Origin of the sequence: Nitrosomonas sp. Nm33 (assembly GCF_900107265.1) — a bacterium.
In the GTDB taxonomy this organism is placed as follows: domain Bacteria; phylum Pseudomonadota; class Gammaproteobacteria; order Burkholderiales; family Nitrosomonadaceae; genus Nitrosomonas.
In genome coordinates, this window is the sequence record NZ_FNPJ01000058.1 from 1 (window position 1) to 20820 (window position 20820).

The 20820-nt window shown below is 48.6% G+C and carries 13 protein-coding genes; 10 read left to right on the top strand and 3 right to left on the bottom strand.

Annotated elements, in window-relative coordinates; genetic code table 11:
• The first annotated feature begins 563 nt into the window (after nt 1–563).
• Complete coding sequence (locus BLV54_RS11210) at nt 564–1640, top strand: ABC transporter substrate-binding protein (RefSeq protein ID WP_090571710.1); 1077 nt, start codon at nt 564–566, stop codon at nt 1638–1640.
• Between the two features lie 97 nt (nt 1641–1737).
• Here the strand turns inward: BLV54_RS11210 and BLV54_RS17325 are convergent, their stop codons facing one another.
• Together BLV54_RS17325 and BLV54_RS11220 are read right to left on the bottom strand one after the other, a co-directional pair.
• Entirely contained in the window at nt 1738–1974 is a 237-nt protein-coding gene (locus BLV54_RS17325) for a transposase (RefSeq protein WP_090571712.1), read from the bottom strand.
• Between the two features lie 72 nt (nt 1975–2046).
• The gene (locus BLV54_RS11220; protein ID WP_090571714.1) at nt 2047–2334 is read right to left on the bottom strand and encodes a Rossmann-fold NAD(P)-binding domain-containing protein; all 288 of its coding nucleotides are present in this window, start codon (nt 2332–2334) and stop codon (nt 2047–2049) included.
• A gap of 545 nt (nt 2335–2879) precedes the next feature.
• Between BLV54_RS11220 and BLV54_RS11225 the strand changes: the two genes are divergently transcribed.
• The gene (locus BLV54_RS11225; protein ID WP_090571716.1) at nt 2880–3203 is read left to right on the top strand and encodes a hypothetical protein; all 324 of its coding nucleotides are present in this window, start codon (nt 2880–2882) and stop codon (nt 3201–3203) included.
• A gap of 164 nt (nt 3204–3367) precedes the next feature.
• On the opposite strand, the gene BLV54_RS11230 is transcribed toward BLV54_RS11225, so the two are convergent.
• Entirely contained in the window at nt 3368–4993 is a 1626-nt protein-coding gene (locus tag BLV54_RS11230) for a formate--tetrahydrofolate ligase (RefSeq protein WP_090571718.1), read from the bottom strand.
• 1311 nt (nt 4994–6304) lie between these two features.
• Here BLV54_RS11230 and BLV54_RS16505 point away from each other — a divergent pair.
• From BLV54_RS16505 to BLV54_RS11265, 8 genes are all read left to right on the top strand, one after another.
• Nucleotides 6305–6598, top strand: coding sequence for a sigma factor (locus BLV54_RS16505; RefSeq protein ID WP_218132382.1), 294 nt, complete (start codon nt 6305–6307; stop codon nt 6596–6598).
• Nucleotides 6599–6642: 44 nt separating this feature from the next.
• Entirely contained in the window at nt 6643–6813 is a 171-nt protein-coding gene (locus BLV54_RS17330; RefSeq protein ID WP_371113291.1) for a sigma factor-like helix-turn-helix DNA-binding protein, read from the top strand.
• Nucleotides 6814–7061: 248 nt separating this feature from the next.
• Entirely contained in the window at nt 7062–7277 is a 216-nt protein-coding gene (locus BLV54_RS11240; protein ID WP_090571720.1) for an MbtH family protein, read from the top strand.
• Between the two features lie 12 nt (nt 7278–7289).
• A complete protein-coding gene (locus BLV54_RS11245) occupies nt 7290–8036 on the top strand; it encodes a thioesterase II family protein (protein ID WP_090571721.1) in 747 nt (248 codons plus the stop codon).
• Nucleotides 8005–8703 (top strand): 4'-phosphopantetheinyl transferase family protein, encoded by a 699-nt coding sequence (locus BLV54_RS11250; protein ID WP_090571723.1) that lies wholly within the window; start codon nt 8005–8007, stop codon nt 8701–8703. Before BLV54_RS11245 ends, BLV54_RS11250 begins: the two co-directional genes overlap by 32 nt.
• An 85-nt stretch (nt 8704–8788) precedes the next feature.
• Entirely contained in the window at nt 8789–14089 is a 5301-nt protein-coding gene (locus BLV54_RS11255) for a non-ribosomal peptide synthetase (protein ID WP_090571725.1), read from the top strand.
• Entirely contained in the window at nt 14089–18690 is a 4602-nt protein-coding gene (locus BLV54_RS11260; protein WP_090571727.1) for a type I polyketide synthase, read from the top strand. The genes BLV54_RS11255 and BLV54_RS11260 overlap by 1 nt, the downstream gene beginning before the upstream one ends.
• Before the next feature lie 41 nt (nt 18691–18731).
• Entirely contained in the window at nt 18732–20744 is a 2013-nt protein-coding gene (locus BLV54_RS11265) for a condensation domain-containing protein (protein ID WP_090571729.1), read from the top strand.
• Nucleotides 20745–20820: the final 76 nt, after the last annotated feature.

Consider the following 20820-nt stretch of genomic DNA (forward strand, 5'->3'; position numbering starts at 1 on the left):
GGATGATGCGGACGACAGGGGCGGCATTTCAGTGCCGAGTTAGTCGGAATTATCCACAACGGACACCTTGAGCCACACCCCCATCAATAAGTTATAACGGACACCTTGAGCCACACCCCCATCAATAAGTTATGCTACGCTTCTTAATAATGGGTGTCATCCACAAATTCAATGGTAGACACCTTTTCTATTTGCTGATGGTATGACACAAATTTTGTGAATTTTGGATTAATTGCCGGTATGGTTGACAACCAAACCGTTCCCAAGTACATTCAGCTTTAGTGTAAAAGGGCGCTTATTTTTCCTATACACACAATTCACCGATAACTGAAAAAGGTTACAATTGCGACTTGAGCTTCATGCTGTTTGAAGTGGACGACAATCAAATGTACTTCCAGGCTATTTCGCGCACCGGCGAAACGGTCGATTCAGGTGTGCTGATCAATCAGCGAAAGCAGAAGTGATTCAATGACACGTATCAACAAACCTAGCATGCAATCGGCGGACGGTTTAGCCGATCTCTAGGGATTAATGATTACCCTGCTATGTTAAACTAATCTTGAATGCCGCGCATCGTTTCGTTCCTTCCTTCCGCCACTGAGATGGTTTGTGCGCTCGGATTAAGCGACAGCTTGGTCGGTATTACGCACGAGTGCAATTACCCTGAATTGGTTAAGCGCAAACCGATCGTAGTCCGCAACGTGCTGCCGGTCGAGACGATGAGCCAAAGTGAGATCGATCGTGCCGTTGCGGAGCGATTGCGCGACGGTCAAAGCCTTTATCAAATTGACGAAGAGCTTCTCGCCTCACTCGCGCCCGATCTGATTCTCACCCAAAACCTTTGTCAGGTGTGCGCTCCGTCCGGCAATGAAGTTTCGCAGGTGTTGAAAGCTCTGCCACATGAGCCGCAAATTCTCTGGATGACGCCGCAGTCTCTTTCGGAGATTTTCGATAGCCTGCGTGACCTCGACGCGGCTGTCGGACAGACGGAGAAGGTTGAGGAACTTATCGCTGACTGCCGGGCACGATTGGAAAAGTTGAAATCGAAAACATCGAGGTTGGCATACCGGCCGAGAGTCTTCTGCATGGAATGGCTCGACCCGGTTTACGCGTGCGGCCACTGGGTACCCGAGATGGTAAAGATTGCTGGCGGCATGGATGAAATCGGATCTGATGGGGGTGAATCAGTGCGAGTTGCGTGGGAGCGGCTGGCTGAATGGGCCCCGGAAGTTCTCGTCATGATGCCGTGCGGATTCAATCTTCAGCAGACCATGAAGCAGATTTGGCAACACTTCGGCCCCTACTCTTCATTTGCCGCGGAAAATCGGGCGGCATTCTTCAATCTTCCCGCAGTTCGCGATAATCGCGTCTTCGCTGTCGATGCAAATTCATTTTTCGCGCGCCCCGGTCCGCGCGTGGTTGACGGAACAGAACTGCTCGCGCACCTGTTTCATCCGAATGAATTTTCGTGGGATGGTCCCACCGATGCTTTTCAGCAAGTCGATCTTAATTTGCTGCGGGGATCTTTTACTGAGCCTGACGATTATTATCGTGAGGGAGAAAAGATCGTCTTCACCGAAAGTTACCTGCGGCGACGAGGTTACTGTTGCGACAGCGGCTGCCGCCACTGTCCTTACTAGTGACGAATCATCGACGGGACCGCGAACAAAAAAAGGTGTAAGTCATTGCATCTTGCAAAATGAACAAATTAACCGACTAACAGTACTGTAATAAACATTATATTTGGGATAGATTTGCCTTTGGTGTTTCTAGCAAAAGATGATAGTGATTATCCATAAGGCAGTAGGCATAGTATATTATTTCATAGCGTGTTATCAGCTCTGCTAATAAATCAAGAAACTGCTGTCTATCCTCATCTTCATCAAAAATAGCTTCTCCACCGTTTCCCCTTGACATAACATGGTATAAACCATTCAAAAATTCTAGTCTGGATCGGACGTGCCATAAAACCATTCCTCCCCATATTCATTTAGGGCTACATATCATAAATGCGCTTCATGCACCATACAATGACTGACACCTTTTTTATTCATTACACACTGGAATATTGTAATCAGCTGCTGCTGCGAGATCGATATTGTTATAACCCGTAGCAGCAATGCAGACCAGTTTCAGGCGTTTCGCAGAAGATAATGTCGTCCGGTCCAGCAGCGCTTTATTGATGACAACGACTTCTGCATCCCTGATTCTCTCTATGACCTGTTCAGTGGAAGTATTTTCATAATAACGCCAAGGTGAGATAGCTCGTTCCAGCGCCGTACAGTCTATATCACCACGTGTGACAGAACCAAAATCAAGAAAAACTGCGCGCATACGATTGCCTTTGATGAGGATAGGGATAATTCATTCTGCGACTGAAATGTATTGGAAGCCTGGTATATTGTCAAATACCTTGTAATGAAACGGTGTCAGTCATTGCATAGTGCAACAAACCTATTAGACGATAATGCTTTTATTAATGAAGTACAAAACATATTAGTTTGAAACAAAATGATAGTATTCATATTACCAAGTGATCGAAGAAATCGCCCAAGAAATCAATGGACGAAATTACTATCGGCATTACTGATAGAGAAGAGGAAATGAATGCAGTATAAAAATGGGACATTACACAATGTTTGAAATTACAGTGTATTTTAATGTTGATTGCAGTACTGTTAGTCGGTTAATTCGTTCATTTTGCAAGACACAATGACTGACACCTTTTATTGTAGTTTGACAAGGTTTATCCGCCGCCAATAAAGCAGCGGCTATTACAAACTTGGAGATGGCGACGGATAAACAATATTCGTTAGGCCTAGCTCAAGATGGCCATGAATTGGCAGATTGGTGAATGATAATGTAAGTGATGGTGCGTCATGATTGATGATTATCAAGAATCAATGGAATTGATGAATAAAATGAAGAATTGTCTGCCAATTCCTGCTTATCCATCTAAAAAATTTGTCTCGCTACTAAAACAGCGAAATATAGAACTCAAAACTAATCAACGCCTAGAAATTATCGATGTTCATTATTTTGGGGATGAAGGTGGAATATCATGCACTTTGAAATTTCCATTTAAAACCGAAGAGAATTACGTTATCTCGCTTACTCATCTTCGCCCTATGTCCAATCATCCCCTTGCAAAAGATTTAAGAAAATATCAAATTCACCGGATTAGGAATTTAGTCCAACAATGATTGTAAGTGCTTATGTTCCTGTACAGCGTGTGAGTCTACCTCAGGCGCCTTTGTGCAGCCTTTTAGGAATAATCTTAACTAACTACTCTAACTACTGTTTGGCAATATGCACCTCGGCGGCTGAGAAAACGGCTTTTTCAGGAATGCATAACAAGGCAGGACAGTCAAATACCTATTATCTCCCCATCATCGGATAGGTCAATTCGGTGTGCAGCCGGATCATGGGGTAATCCAGGCATTGTGACGATGTCGCCAGTCAGTACCAGTAGGTAGCCAGCGCCGGCGGCAATGCGTACCGACTCAACTGGAAGTACAAACTCTCTGAGACGGCCTACTTGGGCTGGGTCACTACTAAGTGACAGATGAGTCTTGGCAATACAGATGGGAAGCCGGTCGTAACCCAGTAAGCGAACCCGTTCAAGGTCTTTTTTTGCGGTACGGCTGAATTCGAGATTGCTGGCGCCGTAGATGATGCGGGCGACGGCGGCAATTTTCTCCTCAGGAGGTGACTCCAAATCATAAAGATAGCGCGCAGGTGGTGTCGGCTGAGCGGCGGCAGTGGTGACTGCATGCGCCAACGCTTCAGCTCCAGCGCCTCCGTCGGTAAAACCGGCAAAGAGGGCGGCCTTCAACCCAAGCTTGGCGCATCCTTTCTCCATAACAGCCAGTTCTTGTTTGGTGTCGCCCTCAAAGCAATTGATAGCAATGACCGGCTCAAAGCCAAAGGCGCGCACGCTGCGAACATGGTGCTCCAGATGTTCCAAGCCACGTTCGATTTCCTGGATGGAACCAGGGTAGGCGGGGTCGCCGCCACCATGAATCCTTAAAGCTCGTGCGGTTACTACCAGTACGACCACACTGGGCCATAGGCCAGAGCTGCGGCATTTTATGTCAAAAAATTTCTCGGCTCCTAGATCAAAGCCAAAACCCGCTTCTGTCACAGCAAAATCTGCACAGGTAGCGGCGATCTTGGTGGCGATCACACTATTGCAGCCATGAGCGATGTTGCCAAATGGGCCTCCATGCACAAAAGCTGGCACGCCTTCGGTGGATTGCACCAGATTCGGCAGAATCGCATCCTGCAGCAGAGCCGCCATTGCGCCTGTTGCTTGAAGGCTCTGTGCCGTTACCGAGTTACCCGAGCGGTCAAATCCAACCAGGATACGCCCCAGGCGAGCTTTTAGATCAGCGAGATCCTCGGATAGACAGAGGATTGCCATGACTTCTGAAGCTGCCGTGATGTCAAAACCGCTTTCACGCGGTACACCATTCAGATGCCCACCAAGTCCAATCACGGCCTGACGCAGCGCGCGGTCATTCACATCCAGTACACGGCGCCAAAAGACTTGACGGTGTTCCAGGTCTAGTTCACTGCGAAAATGAATGGCATTGTCCAGCAAGGCGGCTAATAGATTGTGCGCTGCACCGATGGCATGCAGATCCCCCGTGAAATGCATATTGATGCGAGTTGAAGGCTCGAGCTGGCAGCGGCCGCCACCGGTACCACCGCCCTTGACGCCAAAGATGGGGCCGAGCGAGGGCTCACGTAAGGCAAGTGCTGTGCGCTCACCGATGCGGGCAAGACCTTGTGCTAAGCCGATAGAAACAGTGGTTTTTCCTTCACCACTACGGGTGGGATTAATCGCCGAAACCAGTACGATCTTTCCTTCTGGCTTGGCTTCTTTCTTTGGTAAAGCGCTCAACCGAAGCTTTGCCATATGCTCGCCATAGCACATCAGTGCATTTGGATGCAGATCAAGTGCTGCAGCGATGTCCAGTATAGGGCGCATTATAAAAACTTCAGGCGAGAAGAATAAGTGTATGTGAGAGCTTTAATATATTGTATGCCCAACATTTTCCGGTTTTTATTACATTATAGAGTCTCGGTAGCACGGGTGCAGGTACTGCAAAACGTAAGAATGGAATTAATTCTAACATTCCAACACTCATCCCGAGTATTTTGTTGGAATCACCGCTTTTCCGCTTAAAGTGATGAGCTATAAGAAGGATGACAGAGTGCAATAACGTATTGCATTAGCCAAATTATAGGGTTGTTTCTTTCAAGGTATTTCTGACGCAGAAGGTGAAATTATATGCATTTATATTATTGCCTACCTATTTGTAATTTTTTAATTTCATAAAGCAATAAAAATGAATTGAGTTGCTGTTTCTATCTGTAAGGGCCGATCAAAAAATCGGGTCAAATAATAAAAAAACCTTGCCTCCAATTTTTATTATTATTTTCTGAAAGAAAGTAGTCAAGAATAAGGGATGTTCCAGCAAAACTGGACCATTGTATCTTGCCTGGCGTGCTTGTGCTTATTCACAAACCTACTAGAGGAGGGGATAAGCTGTGTTGCTTTTCAAGACCCTGTTTTATGCAAGATTTTACAGAAAAGGTTTGATGTATTGTACGCACTGTGCAACTCCTGAATTTATTTTCAGGAAAATAAGCGATAGATATTATTTACATTCCAAATAATAATAATTACTATTTACATATCATAAAGAATCATTTGAATTTAATGTCAATGTCAAATGTGATCTGAAAATCAAAGTGGTGCGAGTATTCATATATCATTACCGCAACCATCTTATTGATTCTTCATTAAAACGAAATTACGTTTAGCCAGCCACAAAGCGCATGTCGCTTGTCAGCCAGCCATTACTTCAATAACTAGGAGATGGCTTTATGGATAAAAAATTAGGGCTGGATGAGAGCAGAGGGTACCACTTCTCACAAATTTCAAGTCTACGTTTTGCAGTTTGCTTGGTTAAATTACCTACTGCATGCGCAATGACATCTAACCCGACAAAGCCATATTAAGCTGACAGATAACTACCGAGGATATCTTCAGATAGATGCGACTGCAATGCGCTCGATGATCTTATTCGTCATTTTTCAATGATAAGAGCGGTCCCTTTTAGCTGACTGCTTGAACTGAAAGTTCATTTATCGAACATTATCTTAATCCTAATCCATAGGATGTTCTGTTAAATAGGGAAGTATTGCCAGAAACGATGATGTTATAAAGTTAATAAGAATGATTATCAGAGCCATTTTTATTCATATTGTTACAATAAAAATATAAAAACTTACGATGTTATCAGTAGAAGAATGGACTCAGGAATTAGATACAACATTTATCGCCAATCGTACCCAATTACTCCGGGCAGCTTATAAAATTTTAGGTGACTGGGAACGATCAGATGATGTGGTACAAGAGGCTTATATCAAAATCACAGAGATGGAGGCTGCACAGAAGGTTAGGCAGCCATTGGCCTATCTATTTCAGATCGTACGCAATTTGGCTATCGATCACTATCGGCGTGTTGTATTCGAGTCAGAGCTTTTTGGAACAGACGAGGAGGGATTGCACAGGTTCCAACTCTGACAGGAACACCGGAGACTCATGCAATCAATCGTCAACATCTTGAGTTGGTTGCAGAAGCATTAGCCAAGCTGCCTGATCGCACAAAACGGGTTTTTGAGCTTTACCGGATACATGGATATACACATCGGATGATTGCGGATGAATTGGGTATTTCTCCTTCTTTGGCAAACATTCTCATCCATGAAGCAATAAATCACTGCAGGAATGCTCTTTAATCTAAATAGCCAGTAGATTCAAGAGATTCTCTGGCTATTCTTTGTCGGCTTCTCCTTGCCGTATTATTTATACTGTCTGCGGCTCGCCTCCGCATCAATTTTGATTTGGAAATGGAATCAGGTGCTTGCAAAAAGATTTTTGACATTTTTTGTATTTTCTATAAGCCGGTTCGTCTAGTATGAATAAGAAGCATTCTTATTAACAAGAATTAAAAATCCTATTCATTTGTAAATCTGAGAGATGTGCTATGACGAGTTGCTTTGATCGCGAAGATGGTGTTTTTCGCGTTTTAGTTAATCATGAAGAACAATACTCTATTTGGCCTGAATGGAAAGCGATTCCCGGTGGCTGGCGGGATACAGGTGTACTAGGCGACAAAAAGACCTGTCTCGATCGTATTGAGAAAGTCTGGACTGATATGCGTCCACTCAGCTTGCGGCGTTTCATGGATAACCAGGTTTAGGGCAACATATTTATGCTCAAACCATTAACCCTGCTCTGTTTGCCGTGTGCAGGCGCGAGTGGCACCATGTACCTCCGCTGGCGACGGTTACTACCTTCCTGGATAACGGTGCAGCCTATCGAGTTGCCAGGGCGTGGTAGCCGAACAGATGAGCTCCCTCAGGAAAGCTATCTAGCACAGATTGAATGCTTAGGCGATGAGCTTGTATCCATATTGCCTGAACAATACGCCTTTTTTGGGCACAGCATGGGCGCCTTGTTGGCTTATGGAATTACCCATAACTTGTCTGCTCGGAAATTACCGCTTCCCACTGCATTGGTCGTTTCAGGCTGTGCAGCACCCAATCGTCAGGATAGCGAACGCTATAGCAAAATACAGGGGGAGGCAGCATTAATCGCGGAGCTAAGGAAGCAGGGTGGTACACCGGAAGAAGTGTTCGATCACTCAGAACTGTTGACGATGACACTGGATTTATTGGCAATAGATTACCGGCTGTGTGGGAGCTTCCAGCATGTGGAGTTATCGCCTCTGCCCATTCCCATCCATGTTTTTGGCGGGCGTGCGGATGAGATTGAAGCGGCAAAGCTGAATGATTGGCGGCTGGCAGGTACTCAAGCGTTTACCTTGGATTGGTTTGAGGGTGGTCATTTCTTTCTTCGTCAATCTGAAGAAGTATTTCTGCTCACTCTGGTAAAGCGTCTGACGGAAAGTCTAATTGGAGTCCCTCATGAAGTACCTGAAGCGCCTGCAATTGCCTGAAACGCTGCCTGTTGGCATCGAAGTTTGGTTGCTCGAGTTCGATTTCGATTCGAATAAGCTTGCAGATGACTGGACATTGCTGAGCGCAGAAGAAAAAGCGCGCGCACTTCGTTTTCATCAACTGCGGGACCGGGTGCGCTTTATTGCGACACGGGCGGCGCTCCGCCGTTTGCTAGCGGAATGTGTGATGGTGTCACCTCAGGCATTACGCATTGTAACAAACAGCTTTGGTAAGCCGCACTTGCATGCGCATTCCGGTATCGCGTTCAGCGTTTCCCACGCCGGTAATTTTGCTTTGATTGCGTTATCTACTCAGGGAGAAGTGGGCGTCGACATTGAGCAGTGCCATCGGGATGTTGCCAATCTGGAGGCGCATGTGCTTTCTTCGGTAGAGCGGGCGTGGAAGATCTGGTCAAGCAAGAATTTCATCGAGCTGTGGGTAGTGAAAGAATCAGTATTGAAAGCACTGGGATTTGGCATTGCCGAATATCTGCCAGCTATAACCGTTCTGCCAAATCATGATGGCAGCTATTGCATTATCCATGATCAAACCGAATGGGCGAAAGTCAACGCCTGGTCGATTAGTGCACCCATTCACTACGCGGCAGCATTAGCGCTGACACATCAAAGTCAATCGCTAGCAAAGCGTCAGCCTTTTCTATCCTAATTAATCCCAGAAGCAATGAAGTACGCAATACCAGGCTGGGTTAAAAATTTTTCAGTAAAGCATGCATTTATTTTAAGTGTTAATCATGAATACAAGACTGATTCCTTCTCGCAGTTATCCTGACAATATTGTGATCCATCTGCAAACGCTCGCACGTGAGAGAGCGGCAGACCCTGCTTTGGTCGTAGTGAGTGCGAACGGAGATACGCTCATTGACAAACAGTTTGATTATGTTTTGCTCGATTTGTATGTCAGGGCCGTTGCCGCAGTTTTACAGGATCGATTCAAGCAAGGTGATCGAGTGCTATTGTTGATGGATAACGATGAGCATTACGTGATCGGTTTTCTTGCCTGTCTTTATGCAGGGATGATCGCGGTACCCGTTTTTCCACCCGAATCGATACGGGAGCAATATCTGACAAGGCTGTTCGCGATTGCAATCGATGCAAAGGCGCGATGCATTCTGACGACCAGCGAAATTGTACCGCTGATCAGCGAGGCAGAGATTACGCAATTGGCGGACGCTGATATTCTGGCGGTCGACACGATCATGCAAGATAATGCGCTAAGTAAGGCATCCGCATGGCATGAGCGCATGCCGGAGAAAGATGAGATCGCTTTTCTGCAATATACCTCTGGGTCGACTTCTACACCCAAAGGCGTGATGGTTAGTCATCATAACCTGATGGTCAATGCCCGAGTCTTCGAAGAAGGCATGTCGATCGGCGCGGACGATATCTTTGTCAGTTGGCTGCCGCTTTACCATGATATGGGATTGATTGGCGGGTTATTGCAGCCGTTACATCGGGGAATTCCGGCAATACTCATGTCGCCGCAGTTTTTCATAGAACGCCCTGTACGCTGGCTAGAAGTCATTTCACGCTATCGCGCTACGGTAAGTGGCGCACCCAATTTCGCCTTCCAATTATGTGTCGAGCGCGTGAGAAACTCGCAATTACAGGGGCTCGATTTATCGACCTGGCGCGTTGCCTTCTCGGGTGCAGAGCCTGTGCGCAGAGACACAATGCGTGCTTTTGTCGAGCGTTTCAGTGCAATTGGATTTCCAGCCGGTACTATTTATCCCTGCTATGGTTTGGCTGAAGCGACACTGTTCGTGACAGGCGGCGTGCGTGGAGAAGGTATGAAAGTGCATGAATTTTCAGCTGACAAGCTCGCACAAGGTCAAGCAGAGGTGGTGACACAAGGCATCCCGATCGTTGCCTGTGGTTTTCCTGCTTCCAATCATTCGGTAAAAATCATGGACCCTGAAAAGCAGATTTCGCTGGCAGATGGCTACGTCGGCGAGATTTGGACGGATGGACTCAGTCTCGCACAGGGTTACTGGCAGCGTCCACAGGAAACCGCAGAAACTTTTGTTGATCACGAAGGTGCACGCTGGTTACGTACCGGTGATTTGGGCTTTATCCATGCACGCCAGTTATACATCATGGGGCGACTCAAGGATCTCATCATTATCCGTGGACAAAATATTTACCCCCAGGATATTGAATTAGTTATCGAAGAGGAAGTAGATGCTGTGCGTAAAGGGCGGGTTGCGGCATTTTCAGTCGAACGGGAAGAAGGGGAAGGAATCGGTGTCGCAGTGGAGGTATCGCGCAACATGCAGAAACTCGTTTCTGCCGAGGCTCTGGTGACAGCGCTCAGCGAGGTGGTGAGTGCCAGTTGTCATGAATCCTTGTCCGTGGTGGTGCTGCTGAACCCCGGCGCACTTCCCAAAACATCGAGTGGCAAGTTGCAACGCTCGGCTTGCCGTCAAGGTTGGCACGAGCGCACACTGGATGCTTACGCCATCTACGAATATGGTCAATTTGTACTCGGTGGCAGCAAACAGCTCCCCCACCTGTTAGAAGATGAAACAGAGCTTGCTCTGGCAGCTATCTGGGAGGCTGTGTTGCACCGTACGGGATTGAAGCGTGAAGATCATTTTTTTGCGATTGGCGGCAATTCACTCTCTGCTGTTCAGGTTGTGGCGCGAATTTCAGATCGCTGGCAGATTCCGTTTCTTCCGCGCAATCTGTTTAAGTGCCCACGACTGCATGAGTGTGCGACGGAAATTAAGCGTTTGGCGTCCTTGAAGGAAACCTCCGAGGAAACCGATATGTGTCGCCTTATCTCTATGCGGAATGATCGTCATAGCCTGCCATTGTCCTATGGCCAGCAGCGTCTTTGGTTTCTTTGGCAACTCGATCCTGACACCACGGCTTATCACGTTCAGCATGCCCTGCGATTATCAGGTACGTTGGATAAACAGGCGTTTCTTACGAGCTTTCAGGCATTGATCGAACGGCATGAATCATTACGCACACTATTTCGTATCAGTACGGCAGGCGTGGTCGAGCAAGTGATACAGCCGATATCGCCATTAGCAATAACGGATATCGATTTGCTGGATTGGGATGTTTTGCAACGTGAAGAACAAGCCGCTGCAGAAGCACAACGCATCATTTCGATACCCTTTGATTTGACGAAAGGCCCTTTGCTGCGGGTGGCGCTGATTCGGGTAGCGGAGCACGAATATATCCTCGTCATTGTCATGCACCATATTATTGCCGATGGTGTCTCCATGCAAATCATGTTGAACGAATTTGCAGCTTATTATCAGGCGTATATCCAAGGAAAGCCAGCTCAGCTCGCTCAATTGCCCATCCAGTATGTGGACTACACGGTTTGGCAACAAAGGTGGCTTGAAGCAGGCGAAAAGGAAAAACAGCTCACTTACTGGCGAAGTTACTTGGGTGAATCACATTCGGTTTTAACGCTGCCAACTGATCGCGTACGGCAACCTGTAACGAGCTACCCGGCAGCACGCCATAGTTTCGATCTACCGCAAGCAGTATTGGTAAAACTTCGCCAATTGTCGCTTGATCGCGGAGCAACACTGTTTATGGCGCTACTGGCCGCGTTTCAAGTATTGTTATTTCGTCATACAGGACAACAGGTTATTCGTGTCGGTGTACCCGTTGCTAATCGCCATCGTATCGAAACGATGAGCTTGATCGGTTTCTTCGTCAATACGCAGGTCTTGCAAAGTCAATTGCATGGGCGTATGTCGCTTGCCGAGCTTCTAGATCAGGTGCGGGAGGACGCGATCAATGCCCAAACTCACCAGGATTTGCCATTCGAACAACTGGTCGAAACGCTGCATCCTCAGCGAGATTTGCGTCATAGCCCACTGTTTCAAACCACCCTCAATTATTTACAAAAAGACTACCGTAGCTTGCAGCAATATTCTGGACTGGTGGTTACCGATTATGTTCTCCCCGAGCAGGCAGGCCAGTTGGAACTTAGACTTGAAACCGTTGAATTGCCCGATGGAAGTGTATCCGCGAGCTTCATTTATGCGTCTAACCTGTTCGATCCTATTCTGATTGAACGCCTGGCGCGCCACTATCTACAGATTTTGCAGGATCTGTCAATCGGACCAACCATTGCCATCGGTGACATCGATTTGCTGGATGAAACCGATAAACAGCAACTTGCAGTATGGGGTGGCCATAGGCAAGCCTCATCGATCGACCAACCGGTTCACCATCTGATAGAACGCCAGACAGATATATGTCCGCACATGACTGCGGTAATCTCGGGTGATATCGAGCTGAGTTATGCCGAGCTCAATCGCCGGGCGAATAGGCTCGCCCACCGGCTCATGAGCTTGGGTATCAAACCCGAAATGCGCGTAGGTATTGCGCTCGAACGAAGTTCCGTCGAGTTGATTATAGGGCTTGTGGCTATTCTGAAAGCAGGGGCTGGTTATATACCGCTTGATCCTGAGTATCCTAATGAACGTCTGACTTATATGATTGAAGACAGTGGCACTCGACTGTTGTTGACTCAATCTCATCTCAGCGAACGACTGCCTTACCGCGAAGGGATGCAGATTCTCGAACTTGATACGCTCGATCTGAGTGCAGCCAGTGAAATTAATCCTGATGTCGCCTTGCATAGCGACAATCTCGCTTATGTGATTTATACCTCTGGGTCGACTGGTCGGCCCAAGGGAGTGGCGGTTTCTCATGGCCCACTTGCCATGCATTTGGCAGCTATCAAAAAAATCTATGCTGTTCAGCCGGGTGATCGCGAGTTGATGTTCTTTTCGATGAATTTCGATGCGGCTGCAGAACAATGGATAGTACCGTTGACAGAAGGGGCGACGTTGGCGCTTTCTTCAGTTCATGATTTGACCGGGGAAGGTTTCATTGAGTTGATCGAACGCCACAAGATCACGATTCTGCATCTTCCTCCTGCTTACTTGCGCATGTTACTACCACAGATCGAGCGCAATCGGCAATGGGTTCGTACCTGTATTGCCGGCGGTGAAGCCTGGTATGCCACTGACGTGATGGCTACCCGGGCACTATTTCAGCATGCTCGTTTAGTGAATGCTTATGGTCCAACTGAAACAGTGATTACGCCAACAGCGTGGGTTGATGAGCCTCATGAGAACACATCAATGCCAGTGATGGGTGAATTCGCGCCGATCGGTCGGTCGGTTGGTGAACGCACTCTCTATGTGCTCGATGCTGAGCTCAATCTTGTGCCCCCAGGCACAGTCGGTGAGCTCTATATTGGCGGGACAGGATTGGCACGTGGTTATCTTGATCGCCCCGCCTTGACAAGTGAGCGCTTTGTGGCTGACCCGTTTGATCAGGCGGGGGGCCGTCTTTACCGGACAGGTGATTGGGTGCGTTGGCGTAGTGATGGGCAACTTGAGTATCTCGGCCGCCTCGATGATCAGATCAAACTCCGTGGCTTCCGTATCGAATTAGGTGAAATCGAAGCGCGCCTGCTCGCTCAGACAGGAGTGCGTGAAGCTGCAGTAGTTGCTCAGGAAGGGCATCACGGTTTCCGGTTGGTTGCCTATGTCGCTCCCCATGATGAGACGCAACTGAGCTCATCGCTATTAAAAACAGCACTGGCTGCTACACTGCCTGATTATATGATTCCCAGCTTGTTTATTTTCCTGGATGCGCTGCCTCTTAATCCGAACGGCAAGCTAGACAGGAAGGCGCTACCTTCTGCCGAACAGTTTGACAAGCCCAATTACGATCCACCCATCAATGTGATGGAGAGAACCATTGCGGAAATCTGGGCTGAAGCCCTCGAAATGCCTCAAGTTGGCTTGCACAACAACTTTTTTGATTTGGGAGGGCATTCGCTGCTGTTGATCAAAATCAAGCAAAAGCTGGAAGCACATTTAGCCAGGCAGATTGCCATGGTCGATTTGTTCAAATACACCACTGTTGCCAGCCTGGCGAAATTTCTGAGTCAAGGGAAAGCAGATGCCGCTTCCTTGTCACGCCACCAGGCCCGTGCGCAGCGGCAACGTGGCGCTTTCATTCAACGGAAACACGAGAGGATGCAGTGATGAATAATCCTGAAGAAATACTGGAAGATGCAGAACTTGATATCGCAATCATTGGAATGGCATGCCGTTTCCCCGGCGCGAACGAGATCGAGTCTTTTTGGCGCAATCTGCGAGAGGGCGTCGAGTCCATTACTTTTTTGAGCGATGAAGAACTGCGTGCACGCGGTGTGCCAGCTGAGGTATTGAATGATCCTCACTACATAAAAGCAGTTGCTCAGCTGGATGATATCGATTGCTTCGATGCGTCTTTTTTTGGTTATACCCCGCGGGAAGCTGCGGAGACCGATCCGCAGCACCGGCTTTTTCTGGAAGTGGCATGGCAAGCTTTGGAGGACGCTGGCTATGATCCTTCGCGGTATACCGATCCAATCGGCGTATACGCAGGATGTGGCGTGAATACTTATTTACTGCTTAATTTGCTATCGAGCGGGCGCAGAATGGACAAGCAGGATATTTCTTCGCTGCAGGGGCTGATGAACGGTAATAATAAAGATTCCATGACGACGACTGTCGCGTATAAGCTCAACTTACGCGGACCTGGGATTACCGTCCAAACTGCGTGCTCCACTTCACTTGCCGCGACGCATGTCGCTTGCCGTGCTCTGCTTAATCATGAGGCCGACATCGCCATTGCAGGCGGCGCTTGGGTTAACTTACTGCATGAAGATGGCTATCACTATCAACCCGGCGCCATTCTTTCACCAGATGGGCATTGCCGAGCGTTTGACACCAAGGCTGCAGGAACAGTGATTGGCAGTGGAGTCGGCATTGTAGTATTAAAGCGGTTGGCGGATGCATTAACAGACGGAGACACCATTCATGCGGTGATCAAGGGATCGGCGATCAATAACGATGGCTCAGCCAAGGCGGGTTACACCGCCCCGAGTATAGAAGGGCAAGCGGAAGTGATCCTTGCTGCTCAGGCCATTGCTGGCATTTCTGCCGATACGATCAGTTATGTGGAGACGCACGGGACTGGCACCACGCTCGGTGACCCGATCGAGATCGCAGCTTTGACACAGGCGTTTCGTGAAAGTACTGATCGGCGTGGATTTTGTGCCATCGGCTCGGTCAAAACCAATGTAGGACATCTCGATTCGGCTGCTGGAGTAGCTGGTCTGATCAAGACAATCCTTTCATTGAAACATCGGATGTTGCCTCCGAGCTTGAATTTTGAGCAACCCAATCCGCAAATCGATTTTGCGTCCAGTCCTTTTTACGTCAATACCGAATACAGAATTTGGCCAGAACATTCGACACCGCGCCGTGCAGGAGTCAGCTCATTCGGTATCGGTGGCACCAATGTGCATATGATTGTCGAGGAAGCGCCCGGCCGTGTACCTTCTGATGCACCGCGTGATTGGCAGCTGCTCATGTTGTCGGCGCGTAGCCAGGAAGCGTTGGAACGAGCCGTGAGTCGATTGCAGCAACATCTTGAAAACCATACGGAGCAGCCATTAGCCGATGTCGCTTATACGTTGCAGGTCGGGAGAAAACAGTTTGCTCAGCGGGCAATTGCGCTTTGTCATGATCACGAGGATGCCATTACACTGTTGCAAAACAGGGAGAGCGACCGCTTTCTTGTTCAATACAATGTGATCGAGAACCGGCCTGTAACATTTTTGTTTCCAGGGCAAGGTGCGCAACACATCGAAATGGCGCGGGATCTTTGTCAGCACGAGCCTGTCTTCCGCCAGCAATTCGATCAATGTCTGCAATTGTTGCGACCGCACCTTGATTTGGATCTCCTTGCCATCCTGTATCCAGGCGCTGATGAAGCCAACAGATCGGCAGCTTCATCTCGGCTCGAACAGACTGAAGTCACACAACCTGCCTTGTTCGTTATTGAATATGCGCTAGCACAATTGTGGATGTCATGGGGTATCCAGCCTGCATCGATGATTGGTCATAGCGTGGGCGAATATGTAGCTGCTTGTTTAGCGGGTGTATTTTCTTTGCAGGATGCGCTGTATTTGGTGGCCTTGCGAGGGCGTTTGTTACAGCAAATGGAAACGGGCGCCATGTTGGCTGTCATGCTGTCCGAAGCAGAACTTGCATCCTACCAGTTCGAGGGATGTGATCTGGCAGCCATCAACGGACCGGCACTTTGTGTATTGTCCGGTTCACTTGCGGCGATCGAAGCAGCTGAAAAAAATTTGGCTGCACACAACGTCGACTACCGAAGACTGCATGTCTCACATGCCTTTCATTCGCACATGGTAGAACCCCTGCTGCCGGCTTTTATTGAGCAAGTGGCCAAGGTTAAGCGTCAGCCGCCTAAAATTCCTTTTTTCTCTAACTTGAGTGGTGATTGGATTACACCTCAGGAAGCGATGGATGCGCACTACTGGGGGCAGCATGTGCGTGGGACGGTGCGCTTTAATGATAGTCTGCACACACTGCTGGCCGATCCGATACAAATATTAGTTGAGGTTGGGCCGGGAGAAACGCTGACGACGCTCGCGCAACGTCATCCGTTGGCAAAACCAGAGCAACTTATCTTGTCATCCTTACCCCATCCCAATAAAAGGCAATCGGCGCAGAAGCATTTATATCTTACGCTCGGCAAGCTATGGTTAAACGGGTTGACTATCGACTGGAAGCATTTTTATGCGCATGAACGTCGATATCGCGTACCGTTACCGACCTATCCTTTTGAGCGCCAATCTTACTGGATCCAAGCCGATGATGAGCAATCCGAATCAAAAGTTGGTATGCAGCAGACTTTAGCAGCAAAGAGACGGGAACAAACTGCTACACGTTCAATAAATGAATGGCTCTACGTACCATCCTGGCAGCGCACTGAGCAAATTGAGCAAATTGACTTTGACAGTTTTCATCCGGAACAAGCCGATGCTTATTTGATATTTAGCGATGAACATTTAGTAGGGGAAGCGCTGGCTAGTCATTTGCGTTTGTTCGGGATTGAACCTATCGTAGTTTTTGCGGGTACCACTTTCCAGCGAGAAAGTTCACATCACTATCAGATTTTTCCGGAAAATCCTCAAGATTTTGACCAACTACTACAGGCGATACGCGAAGAAGGTAAAACGATCGGTCATATTTTTTATCTTTGGAGTTTGAGTGTGGAGGAGGAGGCCTGTACCCGGGCAGAAAGCCTGAACAGCAATTTTTATAGCTTGCTTTTTCTTGTGAGAGCGCTGGAAGCTACCCCAGCATTACTGCCATCAGGTAAAAAAATCAGCATTACGATAGTAACCGATCAGCTGGAGGATGTTACCGGCACTGAAATACTGTACCCGGCTAAGGCGCTGCTCTATGGGCCATGCAAAGTCATTCCTCAGGAATACGAGCATCTTGCTTGCCGTTTGATCGATATCGAATTGCGAGATCGAGAAAGTATGAGTCGCATGCGTCTGGCCCAGCAAATTTTTGCCGAGTCGCAACTGGATAATGAAACGGATGTGGTGGCATTTCGAGGACCACATCGATGGATACAACGTTTTGAAACCTTGCAACCTCGCGCAACGGTGGCTAACCGCCTCAAACCGGGAGGGGTTTATTTGATCACTGGCGGATTAGGCGGTATCGGCTTGACGATTGCTGAGTATCTGGCCCGTACCCAGCAAGCCAAACTGGTACTGCTGGGTCGTTCTCCTATTCCTGCGCGAGAAAACTGGCAGGAAGTTCTGTCCATGGTCAACGAGGACAACTCGCTACGCAGCAAATTAGAAAAAGTTATGCGTCTGGAAGCATTAGGTGCCCAAGTGTTAGTTCTGAATGCGGATGTGGCTAATCTGAGTGAGTTACAGACTGCGGTGACACAAGCGCGGCAGTTTTTCGGTGCGATCAATGGTGTGATCCATGCCGCGGGTGAGGTCAGCAGCGGATTGATCTCTACGAAAACGGATGAAGCGATTGCACGGGTATTTGCACCCAAGGTAAGCGGTATGCGTGCATTGCAGGCAGTTTTCAAGGATGACCCACTCGATTTCGTGCTGCTATGTTCATCGCTTGCTACGATCGCAGGCGGACTCAGCAAAATCGATTATTGTGCGGCCAATGCTTATTTGGATGCGGTGGCGCGTGCCGCTTACCGTGAATTTGCCTATCCGGTCATTTCAGTTAATTGGGACAGCTGGCGGGAAGTTGGTATGGCCGCAAACATGGACATGCCAGAGGGCATAGGAATTGCCCCGCAAGCAGGCGCAGCAGTGTTCGAACGTATCGTGAACGGCTCGCACCTCCCTCAAGTGATCGTTTCGACGATCGATTTGCATACTCGGTTGAGTCAAACACAGCAAGATTTGGTCGCGCAACCGTTTTCTTTTGCGGCGCCCATTAAGACAGGAAGGTTTCCGAGACCAGTGTTGCCAACGGCATTCAAATCTCCAGAAAGTGAGCTGGAAACGAGCATTGCAGAGATTTGGCAAAACTTGCTGGGAATCGATGCCATTGGCGTGGACGATAATTTATTTGAATTAGGCGGGGATTCTCTGCTGGGAGTACAACTTCTTTCCAGAATCCGAATCGGCTTTTCCGTGGATCTGCATCCAGCCGATTTCTTCAGATCACCTACTATCGCTAGTTTGGCAGCATTAGTTGAAACCAAACTGCTCGATGAAATCGAATGTTCATAAGCAGTCTTCCGTATTAATGCATAACTCAAAGAATATTCTTTATGACAGACAACAACGATCTTGCGCAACGGCGGGCGCGTCTTACGCCGGAACAGCGTCAACGATTAGCACAGAGGCTCCAGACAGCTAGAGGCCAGGTACGGCAAGAATCTACTATTCCACGCCGAGCAGCTGGTGAACCAGCACCTCTTTCCTACGCACAACAGCGGCACTGGTTTTTATGGCAGCTGGATTCGCACAGTACGGCCTATCATTTAGGCGGTACATTACAACTGAGGGGCAAGCTGGATCGGCAAGCACTGGAAGACAGTTTCCAAACGCTGGTTGCACGACATGAATCGCTACGCACGGTGTTCCGTGCCAATGCGCAAGGCCTGCCTGAGCAGATTATTCAGGCGGAAAGCCAATTTAAACTGACAGTGATCAATTTGAGCGATTTACCGGCTGAGCAGCGGACAACACGCGCACGGGCAGAAGCGATCCGCATCCATACCACGCCATTCGATCTCACCCAAGGGCCGCTATTGCGTGTGGTACTGATCCGGGTCGAACCCGAGGAACACTATCTGGTGGTGGTGATGCATCACATCATTTCGGATGCCTGGTCCAATCGCATTATCATTGACGAATTCGCTGCGTGTTACCGTGCCCATAGTGAGGGACAATCTGCTGCGCTGCCAGCGCTTTCCATCCAATACGCCGATTATGCGCTCTGGCAGCGTAACTTTCTGGAAGCGGGCGAGAAAGATCGGCAACTGGCTTACTGGCGTAGCCAGTTAGGTGAAGCACACCCTGTGTTGCAATTACCAACTGATCACCAGCGCTTATCAACAAGCAGCTATCAGGCCGCCCAGCATGATTTCGTGCTGCCTGCTCTATTGATGGCACGTCTGCAGCAGCAGATGCAAGCACGTAGGGCTACGCTCTTCATGGGTTTGCTAACGGGCTTTCAAGCGTTGTTATTCCGTTACACCGGGCAAAGCGACATCCGGGTGGGTGTGCCGATCGCTAACCGTCACCGGCTGGAAACTGAAAAGCTGGTTGGCTGCCTGGTGAATACGCAGGTATTGCGTAACCAGATCGACGGACGTATGCCGCTGAACAAGATACTCGAGCAAGTACGTGAAGCTGCTCTGGGCGCGCAAAGCCACCAGGATCTGCCTTTTGAGCAACTGGTTGAGATCCTTCAGCCTGAGCGCAGTTTGCACCAACCTCCGCTATTTCAGGTGATGTTCAATCATTTGCGTGAAGACTATCGCGCGCTGGAGCAACTGCCGGGATTGACTGTCGAGGAAATTGAGCTCGGGGAACGGGGTGCTCAGTTTGAATTGACGCTGGACACACTGGAGCGAGCGAATGGTCAATTCAGTGCGCGCTTCACCTATGCAGCCGAACTGTTCGAGGCAGAAACCATCGCACGGCTTGGTGAGCATTATCTTCGATTGCTCGAGCAATTGGCGGAACAGCCTGCGCAGTGCCTGGGCGATGTTACTCTGTTAAGCGAAGCAGAACAGATTCAGCTAAGGGCATGGGGAGTCAATGACCGACATTATGCAAACATCGAACCCGTACATCGCCTGATTGAACGCCAAGTGATGACATGTCCGGAAGCGATCGCATTGATTTTTGGCGATATCGAACTCAGCTATGTGGAACTAAATCGGCGCGCAAACCGGTTGGCGCACCGGCTGATCGCATTAGGGATAAAACCGGAGAGTCGGGTGGGGATTGCGGTGGAGCGCTCGATCGACATGATCGTGGGGCTGCTCGCCATCCTCAAGGCGGGCGGAGCCTATGTGCCGCTCGATCCGGATTATCCGCGGGAACGATTGAATCACATGGTGACAGACAGCGCCATCGAGCTGCTGCTGACCCAGCGTGCCATCCAGGAAAGAATTCCCTGCCCAGCTACAGGTCATATTCTGGTACTTGATAAACTAGATTTAGCAGATTCACCGGAAGACAATCCGATTGTCACCCTCCATGGCGAGCATCTGGCCTATATCATTTATACCTCCGGCTCTACCGGCAAACCTATAGCTGATCCCATATAAAATGATTTAAAGTGCATAAGCGGTAAAGAGCTGCTCGATGGAGCATCCTTCCTTTTTTCTGATTGTTTTGGCCTGG